This is a genomic window from Nocardia sp. NPDC050378 (assembly GCF_040655675.1).
Classification (GTDB): Bacteria; Actinomycetota; Actinomycetes; order Mycobacteriales; family Mycobacteriaceae; genus Nocardia; species Nocardia coubleae.
Window position 1 is genome coordinate 114,988 of record NZ_JBFAKI010000002.1, and the last position, 22,691, is coordinate 137,678.

At 68.9% G+C, this 22,691-nt stretch carries 24 protein-coding genes; 12 read left to right on the forward strand and 12 right to left on the reverse strand.

The window, feature by feature from the left end; genetic code table 11:
• Positions 1–129 precede the first annotated feature (129 nt).
• The 4 genes from AB0I35_RS04445 (at position 130) to AB0I35_RS04460 (ending at position 3,802) form a co-directional block, all read left to right on the forward strand.
• Positions 130–336, forward strand: a complete 207-nt coding sequence (locus AB0I35_RS04445) for a hypothetical protein (protein ID WP_181698142.1) — start codon at positions 130–132, stop codon at positions 334–336.
• An 89-nt stretch (positions 337–425) separates the two neighbouring features.
• Positions 426–1,307 carry a tat pathway signal sequence gene (locus AB0I35_RS04450; protein ID WP_174550283.1) on the forward strand — a complete coding sequence of 294 codons (882 nt, stop codon included), beginning with the start codon at positions 426–428 and terminating at the stop codon, positions 1,305–1,307.
• 60 nt (positions 1,308–1,367) lie between these two features.
• Entirely contained in the window at positions 1,368–2,786 is a 1,419-nt protein-coding gene (locus AB0I35_RS04455) for an NAD(P)/FAD-dependent oxidoreductase (protein WP_357394329.1), read from the forward strand.
• A gap of 176 nt (positions 2,787–2,962) precedes the next feature.
• The gene (locus AB0I35_RS04460) at positions 2,963–3,802 is read left to right on the forward strand and encodes a hypothetical protein (protein WP_357394330.1); all 840 of its coding nucleotides are present in this window, start codon (positions 2,963–2,965) and stop codon (positions 3,800–3,802) included.
• 56 nt (positions 3,803–3,858) lie between these two features.
• On the opposite strand, the gene AB0I35_RS04465 is transcribed toward AB0I35_RS04460, so the two are convergent.
• The 4 genes from AB0I35_RS04465 to AB0I35_RS04480 form a co-directional block, all read right to left on the reverse strand.
• Positions 3,859–4,524: an urease accessory protein UreD gene (locus AB0I35_RS04465; protein ID WP_357394332.1), complete on the reverse strand. Its 666-nt coding sequence runs from the start codon at positions 4,522–4,524 to the stop codon at positions 3,859–3,861.
• Positions 4,514–5,221, reverse strand: a complete 708-nt coding sequence (ureG, locus tag AB0I35_RS04470) for an urease accessory protein UreG (protein WP_357394334.1) — start codon at positions 5,219–5,221, stop codon at positions 4,514–4,516. The genes AB0I35_RS04465 and ureG overlap by 11 nt, the downstream gene beginning before the upstream one ends.
• A 21-nt stretch (positions 5,222–5,242) precedes the next feature.
• Positions 5,243–6,040 carry an urease accessory UreF family protein gene (locus AB0I35_RS04475; RefSeq protein WP_357394336.1) on the reverse strand — a complete coding sequence of 266 codons (798 nt, stop codon included), beginning with the start codon at positions 6,038–6,040 and terminating at the stop codon, positions 5,243–5,245.
• Positions 6,041–6,187: 147 nt separating this feature from the next.
• On the reverse strand, positions 6,188–7,657 hold the full coding sequence (locus tag AB0I35_RS04480; RefSeq protein WP_357394337.1) for an MFS transporter: 1,470 nt from the start codon (positions 7,655–7,657) through the stop codon (positions 6,188–6,190).
• Positions 7,658–7,747: 90 nt separating this feature from the next.
• Here AB0I35_RS04480 and AB0I35_RS04485 point away from each other — a divergent pair, with 90 nt between their 5' ends.
• Entirely contained in the window at positions 7,748–8,419 is a 672-nt protein-coding gene (locus tag AB0I35_RS04485) for a helix-turn-helix domain-containing protein (RefSeq protein ID WP_357394339.1), read from the forward strand.
• A gap of 1 nt (position 8,420) precedes the next feature.
• On the opposite strand, the gene AB0I35_RS04490 is transcribed toward AB0I35_RS04485, so the two are convergent.
• The gene (locus tag AB0I35_RS04490; protein WP_357394340.1) at positions 8,421–9,638 is read right to left on the reverse strand and encodes a DUF418 domain-containing protein; all 1,218 of its coding nucleotides are present in this window, start codon (positions 9,636–9,638) and stop codon (positions 8,421–8,423) included.
• Between the two features lie 308 nt (positions 9,639–9,946).
• Here AB0I35_RS04490 and AB0I35_RS04495 point away from each other — a divergent pair, with 308 nt between their 5' ends.
• From AB0I35_RS04495 to AB0I35_RS04505, 3 genes are all read left to right on the forward strand, one after another.
• Positions 9,947–10,933, forward strand: a complete 987-nt coding sequence (locus tag AB0I35_RS04495) for a zinc-binding dehydrogenase (RefSeq protein WP_357394342.1) — start codon at positions 9,947–9,949, stop codon at positions 10,931–10,933.
• 87 nt (positions 10,934–11,020) lie between these two features.
• Positions 11,021–12,244, forward strand: coding sequence for a cytochrome P450 (locus AB0I35_RS04500; RefSeq protein WP_357394344.1), 1,224 nt, complete (start codon positions 11,021–11,023; stop codon positions 12,242–12,244).
• Positions 12,245–12,355: 111 nt separating this feature from the next.
• Positions 12,356–12,574 (forward strand): hypothetical protein, encoded by a 219-nt coding sequence (locus AB0I35_RS04505; protein WP_357394346.1) that lies wholly within the window; start codon positions 12,356–12,358, stop codon positions 12,572–12,574.
• A 1-nt stretch (position 12,575) separates the two neighbouring features.
• On the opposite strand, the gene AB0I35_RS04510 is transcribed toward AB0I35_RS04505, so the two are convergent.
• Positions 12,576–13,787 (reverse strand): pyridoxal phosphate-dependent aminotransferase, encoded by a 1,212-nt coding sequence (locus tag AB0I35_RS04510; RefSeq protein WP_357394348.1) that lies wholly within the window; start codon positions 13,785–13,787, stop codon positions 12,576–12,578.
• A 93-nt stretch (positions 13,788–13,880) separates the two neighbouring features.
• On the opposite strand from AB0I35_RS04510, the gene AB0I35_RS04515 reads away from it, so the two are divergent.
• A complete protein-coding gene (locus tag AB0I35_RS04515; protein WP_357394350.1) occupies positions 13,881–14,453 on the forward strand; it encodes a helix-turn-helix domain-containing protein in 573 nt (190 codons plus the stop codon).
• 118 nt (positions 14,454–14,571) lie between these two features.
• On the opposite strand, the gene AB0I35_RS04520 is transcribed toward AB0I35_RS04515, so the two are convergent.
• The 4 genes from AB0I35_RS04520 to AB0I35_RS04535 form a co-directional block, all read right to left on the reverse strand.
• On the reverse strand, positions 14,572–15,243 hold the full coding sequence (locus tag AB0I35_RS04520) for an O-methyltransferase (RefSeq protein WP_357394352.1): 672 nt from the start codon (positions 15,241–15,243) through the stop codon (positions 14,572–14,574).
• A 134-nt stretch (positions 15,244–15,377) separates the two neighbouring features.
• A complete protein-coding gene (locus AB0I35_RS04525) occupies positions 15,378–17,099 on the reverse strand; it encodes an urease subunit alpha (RefSeq protein ID WP_357394354.1) in 1,722 nt (573 codons plus the stop codon).
• A gap of 66 nt (positions 17,100–17,165) precedes the next feature.
• Positions 17,166–17,477 (reverse strand): urease subunit beta, encoded by a 312-nt coding sequence (locus tag AB0I35_RS04530; RefSeq protein ID WP_357394356.1) that lies wholly within the window; start codon positions 17,475–17,477, stop codon positions 17,166–17,168.
• A gap of 5 nt (positions 17,478–17,482) precedes the next feature.
• Positions 17,483–17,785, reverse strand: a complete 303-nt coding sequence (locus tag AB0I35_RS04535; protein WP_357394358.1) for an urease subunit gamma — start codon at positions 17,783–17,785, stop codon at positions 17,483–17,485.
• Between the two features lie 514 nt (positions 17,786–18,299).
• Here AB0I35_RS04535 and AB0I35_RS04540 point away from each other — a divergent pair.
• Entirely contained in the window at positions 18,300–18,773 is a 474-nt protein-coding gene (locus AB0I35_RS04540) for a nuclear transport factor 2 family protein (protein WP_357394359.1), read from the forward strand.
• A gap of 2 nt (positions 18,774–18,775) precedes the next feature.
• On the opposite strand, the gene AB0I35_RS04545 is transcribed toward AB0I35_RS04540, so the two are convergent.
• Positions 18,776–19,204, reverse strand: a complete 429-nt coding sequence (locus AB0I35_RS04545; protein WP_357394361.1) for a PaaI family thioesterase — start codon at positions 19,202–19,204, stop codon at positions 18,776–18,778.
• Positions 19,205–19,861: 657 nt separating this feature from the next.
• On the opposite strand from AB0I35_RS04545, the gene AB0I35_RS04550 reads away from it, so the two are divergent.
• Complete coding sequence (locus AB0I35_RS04550; RefSeq protein ID WP_357394363.1) at positions 19,862–20,062, forward strand: L,D-transpeptidase; 201 nt, start codon at positions 19,862–19,864, stop codon at positions 20,060–20,062.
• 56 nt (positions 20,063–20,118) lie between these two features.
• Here AB0I35_RS04550 and AB0I35_RS04555 read toward each other — a convergent pair whose 3' ends face one another.
• Entirely contained in the window at positions 20,119–21,027 is a 909-nt protein-coding gene (locus AB0I35_RS04555) for a MerR family transcriptional regulator (protein WP_357394365.1), read from the reverse strand.
• 66 nt (positions 21,028–21,093) lie between these two features.
• On the opposite strand from AB0I35_RS04555, the gene AB0I35_RS04560 reads away from it, so the two are divergent.
• Entirely contained in the window at positions 21,094–21,747 is a 654-nt protein-coding gene (locus AB0I35_RS04560; protein WP_357394366.1) for a maleylpyruvate isomerase family mycothiol-dependent enzyme, read from the forward strand.
• Positions 21,748–22,691: the final 944 nt, after the last annotated feature.

Here is a 22,691-nt window from a genome sequence, read left to right on the forward strand (position 1 = left end):
AGAGCTAGTGAAATAGACCACACTGCAACGCGTTACCGGCCACGCCTGCGCCGGCACGAAACCGGGGCGTGGGACTCTGCAGGCTCGGGTGGGACGGTTCGGCCGCAGTACGAAAGGCGGGTTCGGTTCATGATCGCGCAGGTGATTGCCCTGGTTCCCGACGGCGGGTTCGTCGTCCGCCGCGCAGGCGCCCGCTGGGAACTCATCAATTCCCGGCGCTACGGCCCCGACCAGGTGCTGCACTCATGGCCCCTCGATCGCCACGGCGAGGCGTTCGAGCACTGCCACCGGCTCAACGGCTGCCCCATCGCCACCCCGCACGCCGCGCATCACTGATCGCAATCCCGCTGTGCCACAAGGTCGATATGTGACGATTCGGCAGCGAAGGGTGCGCCCGGGCCGCCGATGTGCCAGTGTGGTGCCTCGTGCGTGACCGTTCCCCCGCCACCCGCGTCGTTTCCCGGGTCGCAGCAACAGCCTGTCTCCTCGCCGCCGCGGCCGCCCTCACCCCGGGCGTCCCGGTACTCACCGCCACCGCGCAGGCCGCGCCGGTCCTGACCCAGGCGTGCCTGTCCGGTTTCGACTGCGACATGAGTTCGCGGATCGCGCGGGTGAACAGCTACCTGGCCGGGCGCCCCGGCGTCGTCGGCTACGTGCTGCGCGACCGCGTCACCGGCGGCATCTACGCCAACGAACACGCCGAGAACCAGGTGTGGACCGCCTCGACGATCAAGCTTGCCATCGCCGCCGACCTGCTCAACCGGGCCCGCGTCGGCGCCATCGCGCTGTCGCCGGAGGACCGGGGCAATATCGAGGCGATGCTCGCCACGTCCAACGACCAGGCCACGGATGTGCTGTGGCACAAGTACATCGGCTTCGACCGGATGGCCTACAACAACGCCTTCCGCGCGTACGGCATGGTCAGTCTGATCCCGCAGCCGACCAACACCGCGCTGTTCCCGGACTGGTCGTTCCAGAAGTGCACCGCCGCCGACCTGGACCGGTTGATGAACACCATCCTCGACACCATGCACCCCGACGACCTGGCCTACCTGCTCGACCGGATGCGCTCGGTCGACTCCAACCAGCACTGGGGTGTGTGGGGCGCCGGTGCGGCGATGCGTCCCGGCCTGAAGAACGGCTGGTCGGCCGAGGCCGACGGCTGGGTGGTCAACTCGGTCGGCGTCGCGGGCGAGGGCGAGCGCTATACCCTGGCCATCATGAACGCACTCGGCGCCGACGGCGGCTACACCGAGGGCGCCGAGACCGACACCAAGGTGGCCCAGCTGCTCCTTGCGGGTCGCTGAGGCGGCACGTCCCGTAAGGTCGGTTCTGTAATCACCCCAGTCAGCCGAGGAGTCAGGACGATGAGCACTCAGTCTGTCGGGAACCAGCGGCACCGCGTGGTGGTGATCGGTTCCGGGTTCGGCGGGTTGTTCGGCACCCGGCACCTGCGCAGGGCCGATGTCGATGTCACGCTGATCTCCAAGACGTCGACCCACCTGTTCCAGCCGCTGCTGTACCAGGTGGCCACGGGCATCCTGTCGACGGGCGAGATCGCCCCGGCCACCCGGCTCGTGCTGCGCAAGCAGAAGAACGCGCAGGTGCTGATGGGCGACGTCGTCGACGTCGACCTGGACAACCAGACGGTCACCTCGCGCTTACTCAACCGCGACACGGTAACCCCCTACGACAGCCTCATCGTCGCCACCGGCGCGCAGCAGTCCTACTTCGGTAACGACCACTTCGCCACCTACGCGCCCGGTATGAAGACCATCGACGACGCCCTGGAACTGCGTGCCCGCATCCTCGGCGCCTTCGAGCAGGCCGAGTTGGCCGAAACGCAGGAGGAACGCGACCGGCTGCTCACCTTCATCGTCGTCGGCGCTGGCCCGACGGGTGTCGAGCTGGCCGGGCAGATCGCCGAACTCGCCGACCGCACCCTCGACGGCACCTTCCGCACCATCGACCCGCGCGACGCGCGCGTCATCCTGCTCGAGGGCGCGGGCGCGGTGCTGGGCCCGATGGGTCCGAAGCTGGGCGCCAAGGCCGCCAAGCGGCTCGAGAAGATGGGCGTGGAGATCCAGCTCAACGCCATGGTGACCGATGTCGACGCGCACGGCGTGGTCGTCAAGGACAAGGACGGCAGCACCCGCCGCATCGAGGCGATGTGCAAGGTGTGGTCGGCGGGCGTCCAGGCCAGCCCGCTGGGCAAGATGATCGCCGAGCGGTCCGACGGCACCGAGGTGGACCGGGCCGGCCGCGTGATCGTCGAGCCCGACCTCACGGTCAAGGGTCATCCGAACGTCTTCGTGGTCGGCGATCTGATGTCGGTGCCGGGTGTGCCCGGTCAGGCGCAGGGCGCGATCCAGGGTTCCACCTATGCGGCCAAGGCCATCAAGGCCGGGCTGAAGGGGCAGACCCCGGCCGAACGCAAGCCGTTCAAGTACTTCAACAAGGGCTCGATGGCGACCATCTCGCGTTTCGACGCGGTCTGCCAGATCGGCAAGCTCGAGTTCAGCGGGTTCCTCGCCTGGCTCGCGTGGCTGGCCCTGCACCTGTACTACCTGGTCGGCTACCGCAGCCGGATCGTCACCGTGATCGGCTGGTTCGTGTCCTTCCTCGGCCGCAACCGCGGTCAGATGGCGGCGACCGAGCAGTGGGTGTTCGCGCGCCTGGCGATCGAGGAGGTCAACTCCGACGTCTCCGAGGCCGACGAGCTCGCCGCCCACCTCGGCGCCCCGCCGTCGGGGCGCAAACAGATCGACGAGCGCAAGTCCGGGTAGTACACCTGCCCGAAAGCCGGATGGTTCCGTCGAACCATCCGGCTTTGTCGTCTCCGGTTACCTTCCGGCACACCGATATTGCGGGTCGCCGACGTTTCGGACCCATCCGGCCTCCGCGCCGGACCGAATGTCGGAGGTCATATGTGTGACCAAATCCCCCGGATGAAAGGTGATCTATGGCGACGGGGAAACACAGGGCGCCGAGCCCGCAGCGACAGAAGGTGGGTTCGGTCGTCGCGGCAGGAGCGGTACCCCTTGTCATGGCCCTGATCGGCACGGGCACCGCGAATGCCGATCCCGCGCAGGCGGCGGTGACCCAGCCCGAACAGCCGATCGCACCGGAGTACGACGCGGCCGCGCCCAATGCCACCCCCTACGTGACCGCGCCGAAGCCTGCGAACACCCGCAGCTCGCTGGCGTGGGCACGCACGGGTCCGGAGACCGATTATCTGTCTCCGGTCGGCCCGCTGCACCTGCCGACCGCGGTGGCGCCGGTTCCGCCGATCCTGCCGCCGCCAGGCCAGTTCCGCTTCGGTGACCAGCAGGTTCCGGTGCCCGACTTCGTTCCGGTGGAGACGTCGATCCAGATCAACGACGCCTCGGCCAACACCGAGGCGAACCTGGCGACGTTCCTCGACTCGATCGGGCTCGAGCGCAGTCGCTCCGACCGGATCGCCCAGGAGACCCTCGGCACCGCCGCGCGCGGTGCCGCCGTCGGGTCGACGGTGGCGATTCCGGCCGCGATGATGGGCAGCACGGTCGGCGCGGTGGCCGGGCTCGTCACCGGGCTCGTCTTCTTCCCGGTCGGCCTGGTCGCGGGCCCGATCCTGGGCGGGGTGGCCGGATACATGGCGGTGTCGGTGCCCGCCACGATCGTCGGTGCCGGCGTGGGCGCCGTGGTCGGTGCGACGAACGGTTTCCTCGCGCCGCCGCGCGGAATGTCGCCCGACGCCGTCGACGGCGAAGACGCGCCCGAGACGGTCGAGGCCGAGGACAGCGGGCTGGCCATCGCCTGATCGTCGGGGTGCCGGGTGGTGGGAGTCGGATACGTCCGGCTCCCACCACTTCTCAGTTAACCGACCGCAACCGGTGCGTGCAGGCGCGCACTCGTGCGGGTCGCCAGGGAGCCGCCCGCGGCCAGCGGCAGCCGGACCGCGTCCAGGCCGCCCGACCAGGCGGGTCGATCGTCGGGATAGCGCAATTCGCTGTCGAGCGCTCGCGCTGCGCTCAGCCGGTCGTCGGCAGACGTGCCCGCCCCGAGTTCCAGCCGGTGCCGCAGCAGCGGCAGCTCCCCCACGTCGGCGATCAGATCACCGCGCCAGCCGCCGCCGTCCTCCCCGCTACGGCCCAGCTGGATCCGTTCCCGCAACCGCAACCGCGCTCCGGGGCCGAGCACGACTGTGGTCACCGCGTGATGATGTGCCCCGCCCGCGACGATTGTCGGCTCCGGGTCGAAGTCCAGCTCCGCCTCGGCACCGACTTCGAAGTGCCAGCGCGCCGAGGACACCGGACTGGTGGTGCTCGGAAGGGCGATCGTCGCCGCCACCGAGCGGACAACCAGTCGCGCACCGGGCAGCACCACCACGCGGACGTCGAGTTCGTCCCCGCCGAGCGGGGTGGCGGCGGTGCCGATCAGGTGCACGGTATCGGCGCCGGTGTGTCGCCCGGCCAGGCCGCCGACCGCATCGATGCGCGGCAGGCGGTCCGGCGCGGCGACGATGCTCAGTTCAGTGCGCAACGCCGGCGGCCGCGTCCTGCTCGGCGGTCAGCCGCAACTGTTCGCGCACCCAGGCGAGGACGGGGGTGGCGGCCGGGTCGTCGGTAAGCGAGATCAGCGCGGTGGGACGGCCTTCGCGCACCTTCGCGGCGTCGCGCTCCATCACGCCGAGGTCGGCGCCGACCAGCGGGGCGAGGTCGGTCTTGTTCACCACGAGCAGATCGGAGAAGGTGACACCGGGACCGCCCTTGCGCGGCACCTTGTCGCCGCCCGCCACGTCGATCACGAAGATCTGCACGTCGATCAGGCCGGAGGAGAAGGTGGCGGTGAGGTTGTCGCCGCCGGACTCGACGAGGATCAGGTCCAGCGGCGGATTGGCCGCGACCAGGTCGTCGATGGCGTCGAGGTTGGCGGTGATGTCGTCGCGGATGGCGGTGTGCGGGCAGCCGCCGGTCTGCACGGCGGTGATCCGCTCGTCGGGCAGCACCGCGTGGCGGCGCAGGAAGTCGGCGTCCTCGGTGGTGTAGATGTCGTTGGTCAGCACCGCGAGCGACAGCTCGTCGCGCAGCTGCCTGCACAGCGCCGCGACCAGCGCGGTCTTGCCCGAGCCGACCGGGCCGCCGATGCCGACGCGCAGCGCCTCACCGGGAACCCGATCGCGCTTGGGCCGGTCGTGGCTGTGATCGTGCGGTTCACCATCGATCAGGTGCGGCGGCATGGGAACTCCTTCATCTCGGGATCAGGACGCGAACAGGGGCATGTCGCGGTGGAGGTGACGTTCGGCGAGGGCGTCCTGCAACGGGTCCGACAGCGCGGCCAACCCCGTGGCGGCCTCGGCGGCGACCCGGTCGCACAGGGGTGCCAGGCGCAGCGTGCTCGCCGCGATGGCCGCGGGGTCGAGAGCGAGGAGGCGCTGAGCGGCGGTCGCGGCACCGGTGAGCGTGGTGTAGACGACGACACCGGCCAGCTCCTGCGGACTCGCCCCGCAAACCAGGCCGACCATGCCGAACACAGTCGGCAGGTGCGGTCGCGGGCCGACGCTCGCCCAATCCAGCCGGTGGTGCGTGTCGCCCGGTTCGGTCGCGGGGGCGTGCGTGTCGGGAGCCAGGGGGCGTGGGAGGGCGGCACGGAGGAGCCCGGCGCGATCGTCGGTGCGGGAGCCGTTCGGTCGCGGCGCACGCGTACCCGGTGGGTTCGCGGGGTTCGGCCAGAGCTGTTTGGCGAGCCGGAGCAGGCCGCGGCCCTGGGCGCGGGAGGCGGTGCGCGCGGCGGGAGATGGTGTGCGAGCGTCGGTTTCGAGGTCGGCGCGCTCAGGCGACAGCGTGCCCGCGCAGACTGCGGCAGCCAGCGAGGCAGCCACCAGGCCGGTGGTGACGATGCGGCGGCGCAGGTACAGCTCGACGCTCGCGTTGTCGCGCAACAGGCCGGACGCCACGGCCTCCTCGACACCGCCGGAGTGCACGTGCCCGCCGATGGGCAGGCGCGAATCAGCCAGCGCGAGCAATGTCGCCAGGCCCGTCGCGCCCTCGTTTCGCATCCGACGATCCTATGCAACGCCGGCACCGCAACGCGCGGCGAGCCGCGTCCGGCCGCGGCCCCGGTGGCTCTCCTCACAAACGAGCGAGTGCTGCGCGGGACCGCAAGACCGGTAGGGCAGTCACGCGGACCGCCGCTACCGGTCGTCTCAGCGCGTCGACCGGGCCGAACGCCACGCCAGCGCGGCCATCGCCAGCAGTAGCAACGCACCGACAGTGGTGGCGACATGCATGCCGCTGACGAACGATTCGCGAGCGGCGTGCGCCAGACCCGCATCGCCACCGGAGTGCGCGAGGGTCTCCCCCAGCGTTTCGTCGAAGTCGCCGCCGGAGCGGAACACCAGCGCCGCCAGCGAACCGAGCAGCGCGAGCCCGAGCGCGTTGCCGAGCTCGAAGCTGGTCTCCGAGATGCCGACCGCCGAGCCCGCACGCTCGGCAGGCACCGCCGACACCGCCACATCCGACACCAGGGTGAAGGAGATGCCGTAACCGACACCGGCGATCACCGAACCGGCCACGTACCAGGCCGACCCGCCGTCGACACCGACGCCGAGCAGCATCAGATTGCCCACCGCCGACGCGACGAGCGCCAGGGTGAACGCGGCCCGCACTCCGATCCGCAACCCGAGATTCGCCCCGCTCATCGAGCAGACGAACACGGCCACCGCCATCGGAATACCGAGCAGCGCGGCCTGCAACGGGTCACGCCCGGTGACCGACTGCAGATACACGCTGGTCAGGTAGCTCATCGCGGCCAGCGACATCATGCCGGCCATGCTGGCGCCGATCGCGACCCGGAACAGCGGCCGGGTGAACAGCGACAGGTCGAGCAGCGGTTCGCTCAGATGCCGCTGCCTGCGCACGAACAGCACGAGCATCACCGCACCGATAGCCGCGATCACCAGGGAGACGAGATCGAACCCGTCGGCGGCGATGTGCTTGATGCCGTAGACCACCGGCAGGATGCCGCCGATCGACAGCGCCACACTCGGCAGATCGATCGGGCCGAGGGTCGTAGAGCGGTGCTCGGGCAGCAGGAACGGTCCGAACAGCAGCAGGATCGCGAGCACCGGGATATTGATGAGGAACACCGAACCCCACCAGAAGTGGTGCAGCAGCAGGCCACCGATGATCGGGCCGACGGCCGAACCGCCCGCGAAGAAGGCCGTCCAGATGCCGATGGCGGTGGCGCGCCTGCGGGCGTCGGGGAAGAGCGTGGAGATCAGCGCCAGGCTCGACGGCAGCAGGGTCGCACCGCCGATACCCATCAGCACGCGCGCGGCGATGAGGACCGGGGCGCTCGGCGCGAACGCGGCGAGCACCGATGCCACACCGAACACGGCCGCGCCGGCGAGCAGGATGTTGCGCCTGCCGATCCGGTCGCCGAGATTGCCCATCGTGATGAGCAGGCCCGCCAGCATGAACCCGTAGATGTCGAGAATCCACAGCTGCTGGGAGGCGGTGGGGTCGAGGTCGCTCGTCAGGGTCGGCATGGCGAGGAACAGCACCGAGATGTCCATCGACACCAGCAGCACCGGCAGCAGCAGCACGCCCAATCCGAGCCATGCGCGGCGTCCACCGGCGACTGCGGTGGGCACCGCCGGTTCCAGCTTCGTCATTCCGAGTTCCTTCCCAGGTGTGCGTACGGCGTACGCGAGGCACCGGTACAGTGTACGCATTAAGACCGGATGACGAAAGCGAGTCATGGGATGACTGAGGCCAAGCTCACCAGGGCGGCGATCGTCGACGCCGCGATCGCCCTCGCCGACGCCGACGGCCTCGACGCGGTGTCGATGCGGCGCATCGCCGATCGGCTCGCGGTGGGGACCATGTCGCTGTATCGGCACGTGGACAGCAAGGACGAACTGATCGCGGCCATGACCGACGAGATCGCCGCTCGGCACCCCTATCCCGACCCCACCGGCCAGAACTGGACCTGGCGCGACCGGGTACGCATCGCCGCCGAGGTCGATTGGCAGCTCTACCAGCAGCATCCGTGGGTGCTGCTGACCTTCGCGGTCCCCCGCTACAGCTTCGGCCCCCAGGGGCTGGCGAGCCTGGCGTGGCTGGTGGCGGGCCTGCGCGAGCTCGAGGTGTCGGCGCGCGAGGCCACGACCATGGCCTTCACGGTGTGGAACTACATCTCGGGCGCGAGCCTGCCGGTGGTCGGTGGCGCCCTGCTCGCCGACAAGCGCACCGCGACCGACGACCCCAACGGTCTGCGCGACCTACTGGAAGGCACACCACAGTTCCCGGTGCCGCCCGCCTTGGCGGAGTTGGAGGGCGCGGGCGTGAGCGAGCTGACCTCGCAGGATCTGCTCTACCTCGGCCTCGACGCGCTCTGCGACGGTTTCGCCGCGCGCGCCGACCGGTCCGGCTAGGTCAGCGAACAGCTTGGGCCGCAGCCGCTTTCGGTGTCCGCCACGCGGGCAGCCTCAGATAGGTGGCCGCGCGCAACACCCATTCCACCGGACCGTAGGGATGGTGACGCAACCACCAGGCACTGAGCGCGAGCTGGGCGGCGAAGGTGACCAACGCGACGAGCACGACCACCGGCGGCGCGACGGTATCGGCGAGGGCGAAACCGTATCCGGTGTAGACCACCATCAGCACCACCGACTGACCGATGTAGTTGGTGGCCGCCATCCGCCCGGCGGGCGCGAGCGCGGCGAGATACCGGCCGGTGCGTGGCGAGCCCACCAGCCGCAGGATCAGCGCGACATAGGCGAAGGTCATGGCGGGCGCGATGAGGTACTGGAATCCGTGGACCGGGACCGGCGGATGCCACCAGTCCATCAGCTGGGCGAAGGTCATGGCCGAGATCGGGAGCCCGAGCCCGAACCCGATCCACAGCACCCGGGGCGACCAGCGCGCGATGGTCGCGGCGTCCTCGAACAGATTGCGTTTACCCGCCACCATGCCGAGCAGGAACATCGCCAGGCTCGGCACGCCCTGGCCTATCCAGATGAGGATCGCGAACACCGGGGCGACGGAGGTCTGGGCGGCGAAGGTGTCGGCGATGCTGCCGGTGAAGTCCGCCGACATCTTCGGCAGGTCCAAGAACAGGCCGAGGCCGAGCGTGCCCGTGCCGCTTCCGGGTAGGAAGGCGAAGACCGACCACAGCGAATACAGCACGATCGCGGTGATGACGGCGGTGCGGGCGGAGAGTTTGCGCAGGGCGATCAGCAGCAGACACAGCGCCGCGTACAGGGTGAGGATGTCGCCGACCCACAGGAAGTACACGTGCAGCAGGCCGATTCCCATCAGTGCCGCACACCGCCGCAGCAGCCGCCGCACCGGTGGCGCCCCGGCCCGCTGGGCCGCCGCGATCTGCAGGGTGAACGAGTATCCGAACAGGAACGCGAACAGCAGGTAGAAACGTCCGGTGAACAGCGCGTCGACGCCCGCGCGGACCAGCTGATCGGCGGTGCCGTCGAACAGTGAACGCGGGTCCTCGCGGGTGCCGACGGCGGACCACAGCGTGGTCGCGATGATCACATTGGTGATCAGAATGCCGAACAGGGCGAATCCGCGCAGGATGTCGACCTCGCCGATGCGGCGGCCGGAAGATGCCGCGGGTGAAGGGGTTCCGGCTGTCATGGACCGAGAGTAGGCCGCAGCTCCTCGCCGGTCGTCCCCCGTAAGACCGATTCGGTGAAGCTACCGCAGGGGGCGTCGGTCACCCTTGCGGCGTATTGACACGAGCGCATTGTGAGCGTTCGCCATGGCCGGAACGTCTCCTGTGGGTCGATCGCCGCAGCCTCGCATCCCGAGCCGAGGCGGGCTGCCACTGGCCTCTGTGCCGAGTGCGCGAGACGCGCGACCGGAACGTGCGGCGTCGGGGAAGTGCGGCGCGGTGGAAGAATGGGCGCATCGTGCACGACTCGCGACCAGCTTCGGAGGCGGACATGCAGGCAGTGGTGATCGAACGATTCGGGGAGCCGAAGGACGTACTCGCGGCACAGACCGTGCCCGCGCCCGAACCGGGACCAGGTGAGGTGCGGCTGTCGATGACGCTCTCGCCCATCCACAACCACGACCTCGCGATCGTGCGCGGGATATACGGCTACAAACCCCCGCTGCCCGCGATCCCGGGCACCGAGGCCGTCGGCGTCGTCGACGCGGTGGGCCCGGGTGCCGATCGGGTGCAGGTCGGGCAGCGGGTCGCGGTGGCCGGGGCGAGGGCCGCGTGGGCCGACTACTTCGTCGCGCGCGCCGACCAGGTGGTTCCCATGCCGCCGACGGTGCCCGACGAGACCGCCTGTCAATTGCTGGCCATGCCGTTGAGCGCGCTGATGCTGCTCGACGATCTCGCCGTGCAGCCCGGTCAGTGGATCGTGGTGAACGCCGCCAACGGCGCCGTCGGCCGGCAGGTCAACCTGTTCGCCGAGCAGCGCGGAGTGCGGGTGCTGAGCCTGGTGCGCGGACCCGGTTCGGTGCGGGCACTCGAGGACCTCGGCTACGGCCCGGTCCTCGACACCGAGAGCGAAGGGTGGGCCGAGCGGGTGACCGAGGTGACCGGCGGCGAACCTATCGTACGGGCCGTCGACCAGGTCAGCGGTCCGGCCGCGGCCACGCTGATGTCGCTGCTCGCCCCGCGCGGTGAACTCATCTCCTTCGGCGCGCTGTCGGGCAAGCCGATGATCATCGACACCGGTGCGGTGATCTTCAAACAGGCTGTGGTGAAGGGCTTCTGGGGCCAGCAGCGCAGTGCCGAGATCGACCGCGCCGATTATGTGCGGCTCATCACCGAACTGGTCGGGCTGGCCGCCGACGGCACATTGCGCCTGGAACTCGACGGTGAGTTCCCCCTCGACAAGGCCGGTGACGCGGCCGTCGCCTCGGAAACGCCGGGACGCAACGGCAAGATCGCCCTGCACGGGTCCGCCCGCTGAACCGGACATCGCCTGTCACAAGGGAATTCGGTAATCGGGGTGGTCGCTTCCGGCGCGTCGCCGCGGCCACCCCGGTACCGTGACGAAATGGCCGACACCACCACCGCCGCCGCCCCTGTCGAGACCATCGGCGCCGACTTCTTCGACGACCCGCACGCCCACTACCGCCGCTGGCGCACCACCGGACCGGTGCATCGGGTGCTGTTCCCCGACAACGTGATCCGCTGGATCGTCATCGGTCATGCCGAGGCGCGCGCCGCACTCGCCGACCCTCGGCTGCGCAAGGACACCGTGCGTGCCGACGAGATCCTGCGCGCCAAACGCGACGGCGCCCCCACCGACGCCAACACCATGGTGCTGCTGCAGCACATGCTGAGCACCGACCCGCCCGAGCACACCCGCCTGCGCAAATTGGTGAACAAGGCGTTCACCACCCGTCAGGTGGCGGCGCTGCGCCCTCGCATCGAGGAGATCACCGAGAACCTCCTGGCAGCGATGGACGGCCACGACGAGGTCGACCTCATGCAGACCTTCGCCAATCCACTTCCGGTGACCGTGATCTGCGAACTGCTCGGTGTTCCCTTCGACGACCGGGACGACTTCCAGGCGTGGACCCGGTCGCTGGTCGGGGTGGTCGGTGAGGAGGAGGGGCGGCCCGCCGCCGCGGCCGCGATGGCGGCGTACCTGTCGAGTCTGGTGCGCGCCAAGCAGGCCCGGCCCGCCGAGGATCTACTGTCGCAGCTGGTGCTCGCCGACGAGGACGGCGACCGGCTCACCGACCGCGAACTGGTGTCGATGGCGTTCCTGCTGCTGGTCGCCGGGCACGAGACCACCGTGAACCTGATCGGCAACGGTGTGCACGCCTTGCTGCGCGAGCCCAGCCAATGGGCGGCACTGTGTGCCGACCCGGCCGGCGTGCCCGAGGCCGTCGAGGAGTTCCTGCGTTTCGACGGGCCGGTCGACATGGCGACGCTGCGGTTCACCGCCGAGCCCGTCACCCTCGGCGGTGTCGAGATTCCGGCGGGTGAGATCGTGAACGTCGCGCTGGCGGCCGCCAACCGCGACCCCGCCCGTTTCACCGACCCCGATACGCTCACCGTCGACGGGCCGACCTCGGGCCACCTCGCCTTCGGGCACGGCATCCACTTCTGCGTCGGAGCTCCCCTGGCCCGCCTCGAAGCCGAGGTCGCCTTCACCGCCCTGCTCCGGCGCTTTCCCGACCTGCGCCCGGCCGATCCCGCCGCGACCATGCACTGGCAGACGAGCACGCTCATCCGCGGCCTGCTCGACCTCCCGGTCCGGCTGCGGTGAGTCCTTCTGTCTCGTGGCTGCGCTCAGCCCTCATCGCTGCGCCGAAGTCCGCGGGCACGCCCCGGGCGTAGCATCGGGACCGAGACGTCATCCGGGAGACAGGGGCCGATCATGCCGAAGAAGTTCGCCGCCGCGGCGCTGATCGTCTGTGCCGCGGCGGTGCCGGTACTCGCCGCACCGGCCGCCTCGGCCGAGATCCCCGGGCCGAACCGCCCGACGGTCCACACGGGGTCCGGCGAACTGGCCGACGCGATGGCCGGGCTCGCCCTCTGCCTCATCCAGCTTCCGCCCTCGGCGTCCGGTGACTCCGGGCAGGGCTGCCCGACCTGACCTACTGCCGGTAGGTGGCCAGGAAGCGGCCGATGCGTTCGATGATGGCCTCGAGTTCGTCGGCGTGCGGCAGGGTGACGATGCGGAAGTGGTCGGGACGCGGCCAGTTGAAGCCGGTGCCCTGCACGATGTGCAGCTTCTCCTGCAGCAGCAGGTCGAGGACGAACTTCTCGTCGTCGTGGATGGGGTACATGTCCAGGTCGATGCGCGGGAAGGCGTAGAGCGCGCCCTTGGGTTTCACGCACGAGACACCGGGGATGGAGTTGAGCGCTTCCCACGCCCGGTCGCGCTGTTCGCGCAGCCGGCCACCGGGCAGGACCAGATCGTCGATGCTCTGATACCCGCCGAGCGCGGCCTGGATGGCTTGCTGCGCGGGGACATTCGCGCACAACCGCAGACCGGCCAGCATGGTCAGACCCTCGAGGTAGCTCGCCGCGTGCTGAACGGGGCCCGACACCACGAGCCAGCCGGAACGCAGACCGGCGGCGCGGTAGTTCTTCGACAGGCCGGAGAAGGTCAGGCACAGCAGATCGGGAGCGAGCGAGGCGACCGCGGTGTGCTCGAGCTCGTCGTAGTAGATCTTGTCGTAGATCTCGTCGGCGAACACGACGAGGTTGTGCCTGCGGGCGATCTCGAGGATCTCGCGCAGCACCTCGGGCGGGTACACCGCACCGGTCGGATTGTTGGGGTTGATGAGGACGATCGCGCGGGTGCGGTCGGTGATCTTGGCGGTGATGTCGGCCAGGTCGGGGTACCAGTCGGCGCCTTCGTCGCACAGATAGTGCACCGGGGTGCCGCCGTTGAGCGCGGTCGCGGCCGTCCACAGCGGGAAGTCGGGGGCGGGCACCAGGACCTCGTCGCCGTTCTCGAGCAGCGCCGTCATCGCCATCATGATGAGCTCGGAGACACCGTTGCCGAGGAACACCTGTTCCACGTCGACATCGGCCACGCCGAGCGTCTGGTAGTACTGCACCACCGCGCGCCGGGCCGAGAGCAGGCCCTTCGACGAGGTGTAGCCGGTGGAGGCGGGCAGGGTTCGCACCATGTCCTGCAACAGGTCCGGCGGCGCGTCGAACCCGAAGATCAGCGGATTGCCGGTGTTGAGCTTCACGACGTGATGCCCCTCGGCCTCGAGCCGGGCGGCTTCCTCGGCCACCGGACCGCGAATCTCGTACGACACTCCCGACAGCTTGCTCGACTGCTTGAACTGCATGGACTTCCCTCCGCGATGTGGTTGCCGCACACACTACTTGGTTTTTCCAAGATCTCACTTGGATTTTCCAAGTATCAGGTTAGAGTGATAGCCGTGTCACGCCGAAGCTACGACCACTACTGCGCCGTGAGCCGCGCGCTCGACCTCGTCGGGGACCGGTGGAGCCTGCTCGTTGTCCGCGAATTGTGTTCCGGCCCACGCCGTTACAGTGATCTGTTCGCCGACCTGCCCGGGATAAGCACCGATATGCTCGCGACCCGGCTCAAGGGGCTCGAGCGCGACGGTGTGCTCACCCACCACCGCAACGGGATGCGTTCGAGCTATGAGCTCACCGAACTCGGCCGGGGGCTGCGACCGGTGCTCGACGCGCTGGCCGGGTGGGGTGCGCCGCTGCTGGGGCAGCGCAATCCCACCGACGCGGTGCGCGCGCATTGGCTGGCCCTGCCCCTGGGCCGGGCCCTCGCGCGGGTCGTCGACGCGGGCACCGTCACCGTGCATATCGGCGACACCGTGCTGCACTACGTACGCACCGCCGAGGGCATCACCCACCACGACGGACCCGCACCGGCATCGGATCACGAACTGCGGCTCGACCTGGCCGAAGCCATCGACATCGCGACCGGCGCGCAGCCGCTGTCGCCCCGGGCACTGTCACCCGTGCGCTGACCCGGGCGAGCGCGACCCGTCGCGGTACCGGCACGCCGCCGACAGGTCCGGGTACCCGGCCCACCGCTACCCCTGTCGTACCGACACGAAACCAGCCATCGGCGACGAGGCCGTACCGCTAGGCCTCCGGGCCGTTGACCACCGCGTACGCGAAACCGTCCCACCCTTTGGCGCCGACGGTCTGGATCACCGTGGCGTCCAGGCTCGGTTCGGCGGCGAGCAGGTCGATCAGTTCGCGACTGGCGCGCACGTTCGGGTCGTCGGAGTGCTCGTCGGCGACCGCCCCGCCGCGCACCACATTGTCGACGATGATCACCGAACCCGGACGGGTCAGCCGCAGCGCCCACTGCACATAGTTCGAGTTGTTCACCTTGTCGGCGTCGATGAAGACCAGATCGAACGGCTCGCTGCTGTCCTCGGCGACCTCGGGCAGGGTGTCGAGTGCGGCGCCGACCCGGATGTCGACGCGCTCCCCCACCCCGGCCCGGTCCAGGTTCTCCCGCGCGACCTTGGCATGGCGCGGCTCGAATTCCAGGGTCACCACGGTCCCGCCCGCACCGACCGCACGCGCGAGCCATTCGGTGCTGTACCCGCCGAGCGTGCCGATCTCGAGCACCCGACGCGCACGAGCGGTGCGTGCCAACAGGTTCAGCAACTTCCCCTGCGGCGGCGACACATCGATCGCGGGCAGCCCAGCAGTGGCGTTCGCCTGCAGCGCGGGCACCCCCTCCTCCCCGACGAGCGCACTGACGAGATAACTGTCGACATCGGCCCACTCAGCACTGGTCATACCCGCAGTCTGCCACCACCCGGCACCACACAGCGGCAACCGCCGGACTGTCGAGGATCTCGACGACAATGCCGGTACCCGCCCGGCTCGGATCGCGCCGAGACCACCGCCGGCCGCCGACACCCGGCGGGCCCTCAGAACAGGAAGTAGCGCTGGGCCATGGGGAGTTCGGTGGCGGGGGCCTCGGTCCAGACCTCGCCGTCTACGCGGACGGTGAAGGTGTCGGGGTCGACCTCGATGCGTGGCATGGCGTCGTTGTGGGGCATGTCGGTCTTGGTGACGCGGCGGACGTTCTTGACGGGGACCAGTTTTCGGCGGACGTCGAGGCGGTCGGCGAGACGGTCGTCGATGGCCTGCTCGGAGACGAAGTGCAGGGAGGTGGCGGCCGCGGCGGGAGCGGCGGCACCGAACATCGGGCGCGGCAGGACGGGTTGGGGGGTGGGGATGGAGGCGTTGGCGTCGCCCATCGCGGCCCAGGCGATCATGCCGCCCTTGAGGACCACGTGCGGTCGGACACCGAAGAACGCCGGTTCCCACAGCACCAGATCGGCCAGTTTGCCGACTTCCACCGAACCGATCTCGTCGTCGAGTCCGTGCGAAACAGCCGGGCAGATGGTGTATTTCGCGATGTAGCGCTGGACGCGGGCATTGTCGGCGGCGCCGTCGCCCGGCAGCGCACCGCGACGGCGTTTCATCACGTGCGCCGTCTGCCAGGTGCGCAGCACCACCTCACCGATGCGCCCCATGGCCTGGGAATCCGAGCCGATCATGGAGATGGCGCCCAGGTCGTGGAGCAGGTCTTCGGCGGCGATCGTCGAGGGCCGGATGCGGGATTCGGCGAAGGCCAGATCCTCCGGGATCGACGGACTCAGGTGGTGGCACACCATCAGCATGTCGAGGTGTTCGTCGAGGGTGTTGACGGTGTGCGGGCGGGTGGGGTTGGTCGAACTGGGCAGCACGTTGAGATGCGAAGCGACCGTGATGATGTCGGGTGCGTGGCCGCCGCCCGCGCCCTCGGTGTGGTAGGCGTGGATGCCACGGCCCGCGATGGCGGCGAGGGTGTCCTCGACGAAGCCCGCCTCGTTCAGGGTGTCGGAGTGCAGCGCCACCTGTACGCCCGCCGCGTCGGCGACGGTGAGGCAGGCATCGATGGCGGCCGGGGTGGAACCCCAGTCCTCGTGCAGCTTGAATCCCGATGCGCCGCCACGTAATTGCTCCCACATGGATTCCTGGCTCACCGTGTTGCCCTTGCCGAGCAGCACGATGTTCAGCGGCCAGTGGTCGAGCGATTCCAGCATCCGGGCCAGGTGCCAGGAACCGGGTGTGACGGTGGTGGCCTTGGAACCCTCGGCCGGGCCGGTGCCGCCGCCGATGAGGGTGGTGATGCCGCCGCCGAGGGCCTCCTCCATCAGCTGCGGGCAGATGAAGTGCACGTGGCAGTCGATGGCGCCCGCGGTGAGGATGCGGCCGTTGCCCGCGATGATCTCCGTCGCCGGGCCGATGACGAGGTCGGGGTGCACGCCCGACATGGTGTCGGGGTTGCCCGCCTTGCCGATTCCGCGGATACGGCCGTCGCGGATGCCGACATCGGCCTTGACGATGCCCCAGTGGTCGACGATCACCACCCCGGTGATGACGGTGTCGGGTGCGCCGTCGGCGCGGGTGGCGCGCGACTGCCCCATCGACTCGCGCAGCACCTTGCCGCCGCCGAAGACGGCTTCCTCGCCCGCCAGTCCCGGTCCGCCGCAACGGTCTTCGGTGATCTCGATGAGCAGGTCGGTGTCGGCCAGCCGGATCCGGTCGCCGGTGGTCGGGCCGAACAGTTCGGCGTAGCGGGCGCGGCTGAGTTCGGTCATCGGCTCTCTCCCGGAAGCTGCGGCGAAACGGCGTGCGGTGTTCGGTGGCGCCCACTCATCGAACGCTCAGCCATCGAGGCGACCCGGTGCGTCGGCGTTGATGCCGTATACCTCGCGGGTGCCACCGATGGGAACCAGTGAAACCCGTTGCGGCAGACCGGGTTCGAAGCGGACGGCCGTGCCCGCCGGGATGTCGAGGCGGTGCCCGTAGGCGGCGGCACGGTCGAAGTCCAGTGCCGCGTTGGACTGCGGGAAGTGGACGTGGCTGCCCACCTGCACCGGGCGGTCACCGGTATTGACCACGTCCAATTCGACGCGTACCGCGCCCGCGTTCAGTTCGATCGTGCCCTCGGCACACAGGTACTCACCGGGAATCATTGTTCTTATCCGATCGGGTGGTGCACGGTGACGAGTTTGGTTCCGTCCGGGAAGGTCGCCTCGACCTGAACATCGTGGATCATCTCCGGCACACCCGCCATCACGTCGTCCCTGGTAAGCACCTGGCGGCCCGAGGACATCAGTTCCGCGACGGTTCGCCCGTCCCGCGCACCCTCGAGCACGTGGTCGGTGATGAGCGCGACCGCCTCGGGATGGTTGAGCTTGAGACCCCTGGCCTGCCTGCGCCGCGCCAGCTCGGCCGCGTAACTCAGCAGCAGCCGTTCCTGTTCGTGCGGCGACAGTCGCATCGGGGTTCTCCTCGGGCGGGTCGTGGTCGGTGAGCGACATTCTGGCACGTGCGCGATCCCAGGGGTCTTGTGCCGACACCGTGACCTGGGGCGAACCCGGCTCGATTAACGAGAAGTTAACGAAGCACCGCCAGAAACCTGCCCGAAATGACTGCGTACTCGCCTTCGACACCCCGGTCGACCGAGGCGCCGACGCCGGCCGTTAGCTGTTCACACTGGTCTAGAAAATTGAACCAGCGAGGCAACTTTTCGCCAGAATCCGGTTAGACTCCAGGGGTGGCGTCAACGGCGAACTACCGGCTGGGCGAAGCACTCGCCGACCGATTCGCGCGCCTGGCCCTGTCCGGCCGACTACGACCCGGCGACCGCGGGCGAACAGTTCCCCGCTCTGATCGCCGGACCGCTGGAGGGCCGGACCCACCTCGGTACCGGCAAGGTCACCACCGCAGAGATGCGCACCGTCGGCACGTTGCTGCGCGCCTACGAGAACCATTGATACGCATAAGGACCCGATGTGACCGGACCACGCGACCCACTGCTCACGACGATCGAAGCCGAGCGCGCCATCTTCCGGACCTTCTACAAGTTCTTCCGGATCGCCGACACCCAGGACAGTGAACGCTTCTCCGAATGCTTCACCCCCGACGCCCTGATCGAATACCGGATCATGCCCGGCCCACCCGTTCGCTTCCACGGACGCGACTCGTTCACCGACTATATGAGCCGGGTGCCGAAGTCCCAGCGCGCTCCGGTGGCCCATGTGATCGGGCAGGCGACCATCGAATGGACCGGCGACCGCCCGTTGCTCACCGCGTACGCCACCGTCTGGCACTGGTTTTCGAACCCGGACGCCGGCAGGCCCGCGGACTGGACGGTGATCGGGCTCGTCCGCGACGAGTTCGAGCAGCACGACGGCGAATGGCTGATCGCGCACCGCGATGTGCGCCATGTGGCAGGAAAGGTCGCAGCGGGCCGAGGACCGCGGTGAGGTCAGGCGGCCAGATTCTGCAGGCGGACCTGACCGCGAGCGACCATGCGCCCCTCGGCGTCGGTGATCACCACGACCCACAGCTGCTGGCTGCGGCCGCGATGAATCGGGGTGGCCTCGCCGGTGAGGGTGCCCTCGCGCACGGCGCGCAGGAAGTCGGTGTTGTTGTTGACGCCGACCACCTGACCGCGCTCACCGAACCAGACGCTGGCGCCGACGCTGGCGAGGGTTTCGATCACCGTGCAGTACACGCCGCCGTTCTGGATGCCGGCGGGCTGGTGCAACTGGGGGCGCACCTCCCATTCGCCGCGCACGCGGTCGGCGGAGACCTCGGTGAAGCGCATGCCGATGAGGTCGGTGAAGGTGCCTTCGCTCATCTTGGTCATCAGCTCGGGCGTGATATCGGCCCACGACAGGGAGTTTTCGCTCATACCGTCCGGTTTACACCATCAGAAATCCGGCGTCGCCACCGGGAAAACGAAGCGGCGGACCCCGTTACGAGAACGGAGCCCGCCGCGGCAGGAACGAGGGGGTCGACCGCAGCCCTCGGGACCACCGGCTCATCCATACGCCACGATGAGCATAGGTCAGGCTTACCTAAGTGGTCAAGTGGCTGCCCGGATGCGACGCGCCGGTAGCGATATCCAGGGCTTGCTCAACACAATCGCAATACTCCATGATCGTTCACACCTCTATGTTCCGAGGCTTGTGTCGATGGTGAAAGCTCATGTTCTGGGCGTACGACGACCAGGGGTGGGCGCGGCGAGAGAGGCAAGATTTCGTGAGTAGTAGTCGTATTCCCCGGTGGGCCGCGGGCGCGGCGATGTGTGCGGCGGTGGTCGGCACCGCGCTCGCCGCACCCGTGCAGGCCGAACCACTGTGGCCCGGTGGGCCCGATATCCCCGGCGTGCCCGCCATCGTTCCCGCGCCCGAACCGGAACCGGTGGTGGCGCCGTGCAGCGAGCAGGCCCGCGCGTGCCTGCAGCTGTCCACCAACAACGCGTGGCTGATGGACAACGGCAAGGTGACCTACGGTCCCACCCCGATGTCGCACGGCCGCCCCGGTTACGCCGCCGGGCACCTTCAAGGTGGCGTTCAAGAAGCCGTTCCACTGGAGCACCCTGCACAACGCCCCCATGGAATACGCGATCTTCTTCAACGGCGACATCGCCTACCACATCGGCCCTACCGAGGAGCAGTCCCACGGCTGCATCCGCCTGACCCCCGAGGGCGCCAAGGCGCACTACGAATGGCTCGAACCCGGCGACATCGTCGAAGTGGTTCCCTGATCGTCCCCTGAGGGGAGGCCACCCGGTGGCCTCCCCTCGTTCGCCCCCCGGCGGGTTCAGCCCGCCGATCGTGCGACCGATTCGGTCAAGGCGTCGAAGAGCCACAGGTGCGCGGCGCCGGAGGTGACCGGCTCACCCGTCAGGGCCGTGGTGAGATGCCAGTAGCGGCGGACGCGGTGGTCGGCGGCGCCGAGGGCCAATCGCCTACGGAATTCCGGAGTATCTCGCTCGGCGCGAGCGGCGGCGTGGGCGTGCACGTAATGGTCGAGTTCGGCACCGGGCCGAGGTTGCTCGCCGATCGCGACGAGCGGGACCGCCGAGAGACACGCCTGCGCGACGGACAGCAGCAAGCCCTTTTCGTCACGCACTCCAGGAACGGCGCTGTGCCGGACGGTGTCGAACATCGCCGCCTTCAGCCGTGGATCACGCACGGCCGCCACGAGTTCGGCGTAGGTCAGCAGATGCTGCGGGTCGGGATCGACCGGAGGGCTCGGCACATTCATCTCGATGAAGTCGTGCAGCACGGGTGCGGGCAGCGGGGCGAGCTGATTCCGCCAGAAGTCGACGAGCACGTCGCGCGCGGCAGCCGGCTCGGCAACGGCCGCGATCAGATTCACCCCGTCGCCGACCTCACCGGCACCTCCGGTCACCGCGGTCAGCAGTGCCTCGCGTCGGCGCAGCGCGGCGAGCTCGCCGACGACCGCTTCGCGTTCGGCGGCGATCACCTCCCCTAGGGCACGGGTGCCCGCGAGGACGTCGGCGATAGCGGACAAGCCGATTCCCAGTGCGCGCAGGCGGCGCAGCAGGACGAGGCGGTCGATCGCGTCCGGCCCGAAGATCCGATGCCCGGTCGACGTGCGCTCGGCAGCCAGCAACCCTTCGTCGCAGTAGTAGCGGATGGTGCGCACCGCGACGCCGGTTCTCGCGGCGAGCTCACCGATCGTCAGACGTGTGTTGTGCGTCACCTCTCCTGGCACCTCCACCTCGGTGGAGCTCCTACGGTACCGACGACATCGACCGAAGGAGACAGGATGACAATCGAACGACCGAGCGCGGACACCGTCTGGCGGCGCGTGGCCGAGGAGCGCACCACCCTGGTCGAGCTGCTGGCCGGGCTCGACGAATCCGAGTGGGACGCAGCGTCGTTGTGCGCGCGGTGGCGAGTTCGCGATGTGGTTGCCCATCTAGTGCTCGCGACCCGGTTCACGCTCGCGACGATTGCGGTGGAACTGGTGCGGGCGCGGGGAAACATCGACCGGCTCATCCACGACAGTGCCGTTCGGTACGCCGACCGGACGACCACCACGGGACTGCTCGCACAGCTGCGGGAAACGATCGGGTCGCGTGCGACACCGATCGGCACGACGCCGCTCGACCGGTTGATGGACCTGCTCGTACACGGACAGGACATCGCCGTGCCGCTCGGCATCGAGCGGGTCGCGCCGACGGAGCCCGCGCAGTGGTCGCTGGAGCGGGTATGGGCGATGGGTGCGCCGTTCCACGCTCCCGAGCGGCTCACCGGATACCAGCTGTGCGCGACCGACACCGGGTGGACAGCTGGATCGGGGACGGTGGTGACGGGCACTGCCGCGGAGTTGCTGATGCTCGTCACCGGCCGCGCCGAGTGCCCGGCCACCGGCGGACAGGTGCTGCTGCCCACCCCCGGTGGCGGACAGGGGGATTGACGCGGCTCGCCGACGGAAGGGCGACGCGTGACAAGCCTTGTGCGTCGACACAGGTCACAGCATCAGCGGTAGTGACGTTCGCCAACCCGGCGAGATACTTTCCGTCGGAAAGAATTCGGGATGAATTGTCCGGATACGCCAAAAATCGGATCACACGAAATCGTCGGCGGCTACGTTACCGGCATCACGGCGGGTGACCGCAGGTGATGCAGATCCGAAAAATATCGCAAGGAGAACCGTTGTGGGTTCACTCACCGAATTGATGATGGCAGGAATTGCGGGACTGGGTTCCGCCGCCGAAGGGGACGGTTTGCTCGCCGTGTTCCTCGGCTCCGTCGAAGCCTTCTTCCCGTAATCGATCACCTATTCCCGAAAGGAGAACACCATGGGATCTCTCTACGAACTGCTGCAGACCGGCGCGGCCAGTCTCAGCGAAGGCGCGCTGCCCTTCGTCCAGGCACTGATCACGGCCAGCGGCGGGACGCCGTCACCGGGTAAGTAGCGATCAGGCGAGCGGGTCGGGAGCGGGCCGACGAGCCCCCTCCGGCCCGTTCACAACACCAGCGCGGGTTACCGTTCAATAGCTGTACGACATAGCCACACAACGTCCGGAGAACGCCGCCGGAAACGATCGCGCCGAGGCATAACCCCGAAAGCAGGGGCTTGCGCGTCCACCTGGCAACACCGGTTCGACGCACCCGCGCCGCAACGCACTCGGGTCCGACACGACATCCAGCACCGCACACCCCGCCCGTCGACGCACACAGGCACAGCGCCGAAGCTCATCGCACCACCGCAGTTCACAGCGGGAAAAAGCCCCCTTGACACTCTTTCCCTGTACATCAGTGTTCACTGCCGAACGGCCGATAACTGTGCCAGACAGTGGCAGTAACCACAGGTCACACCTAGTACCGGCGCACCCCGTCGGCAATCCGCAAGTTGAT